Origin of the sequence: Acutalibacter sp. 1XD8-36, assembly GCF_009917525.1 — a bacterium.
In the GTDB taxonomy this organism is placed as follows: domain Bacteria; phylum Bacillota; class Clostridia; order Oscillospirales; family Acutalibacteraceae; genus Acutalibacter.
The window spans coordinates 1-1889 of the sequence record NZ_QZDU01000045.1 but is presented as its reverse complement, the minus strand read 5'-3'; the positions used below and the strand labels follow the sequence as shown (position 1 = coordinate 1889).

Annotated in this window: 1 protein-coding gene; it reads left to right on the top strand. The window is 49.0% G+C overall.

Going from position 1 to position 1889, the window contains the following annotated elements; all coding sequences use genetic code 11:
- Positions 1-1889 (top strand): hypothetical protein (locus D5270_RS16380; RefSeq protein WP_166545081.1); only part of this gene is annotated, 1889 nt, incomplete at both ends.

Genomic DNA, 1889 nt, shown 5'->3' with positions numbered 1-1889 from the left:
CAATGCCACAAAGCGCGATATCGAGCTGCAAGTTTCCAAAAATGCAAAGGTTACTATCCTTAACCCCACAGGTCTTGTTGAAGGCGATAGTAATGTGATTGATGATACTGATGATACAAACACTTATAATAGCGGAGACACTCCTCAAAAGAAAGATGGAAATGCAATAGCTAATAATGACGGTGTGGTTATCTTCGACAATGTCAACCTCCGTAAATATCACAGCACCGCTATGCGCGTTCTGGTTACTTCCGAGGACGGCAAGACCAAGACTGAGTATCGCCTGACCTTTAAGGGCACTCCTACAGGCAACACCACTATTAACAGCGTGACACTGCACGATGCTTCTGGTGATTTAAAGTCCACCAAAAATAAAGACGGTGACCTTATTATCCATGTACCATATGCAAAAACACCGACTTTTGCAAACGCAGACACCGATGTGGGAACTTTATTAAGTAATGAGTATACTAAAATTTCTGTAGACTCTTCCGATGGAGCAACAACATTCATTTGCAGCCAGGCAACAAAGGGAGAGCCGATACAAACGGCTTCCAAATTGAGCGAAGATAACGACACACCTAGTGGTCCCATTTTTGTCAGAACAAATCCTGCGCACACCGCTTTGGTTGACTGGCCCAGCGATGCCCATTGTAAGATGGTGCTTTTCCTAGACACAAGCTATTCTAGTGACGCTGACACAACAAATGTTTCTAAAACTGCTCAGCGCGTTTGGATTTACTTCGACGACCCCGCCACCACCGCCAACATCACCGACATCACTCTAACCGAAAATAACGAGCTGGTAGACGCTGTCGGCAACAAGCTGCCCGGTAAGGTAAACCCCAACAACAAGACCATCCGCATTGATGTACCTTACAGCTTCAACAGGAACGACGACAATACCACTAAGGCTGGTACAGACCTGTATCTGTATGATTGGGCGTTTAATGGTGTGAATGCGTCTAAGGAGAAAGCGGGCACAAAGTCAACTAATATCGATGATATCAAATATGATTTCGCTGATTTGGACAATCAGGAAACAGTACATGCTACAGCTCATACTGCAAGAACTCATCTTATCACTTTGACTGAGAGCGACATCACTACTGTTGCCGATGCTTCTAAGTATACACCTAAGCCTAACAACAGCACTCTTGCTTCTGCTACCAATGTTATCACAGTTTGGAGCGAGAAGGATAATGATGATGCTTCAAAAAACACTATAGGTACACAATATTACACTGTCTACGCAGTCCGTCAGAACGCCAGCAGCGAGAGCAAGCTGAACAATGTTACAGCCAGCGCTCCTGTGACCGTGACGAAGGACACCAGCGTTGAGAAGCTCAACCGCTTCATCATCACTGTCCCCAAGAATTACAACAGCACCACCGGCATTAACGACGCCAAGGAGTTCGAGCTGAATTTCTCTGACCGCAGCAAGAATTCCACCGTTGAGAACGGCCAGACCGTGTGGGCCGCCAAGGATGTTGACACCGTGAAGTTCAAGGTTGCCGACGGCAAGCTGTACTTTAAGGACAACGAGGCCAACCTGACCGACGGCCGCGTCATCCACTTCACCATCCGCGCTGAAGACAAGACCAGCACCGGCGCTTACGAGTTCCTCATCCGCGAGGGCGAGGCCAGCAGGGACGCTACTCTTAAGAGCGTCAAGGTAGACGAGGTTTCCTTCACCCAGGACGGCGATAAGTTCATCGTCGAGGACCTGAGCGAGAACGAGAACTACGACGTCACCAAGCTGCCGGTCGTCATCGAGACCAACGACCCCGGCGCTACCGTGACCGTGGACGGCAAGGCCTATATCCCCGAGGTCACCACCGTTGACCTGAGCGAAGGCAAGACCGCAGAGGTGGTTGTCACCGCAGCCG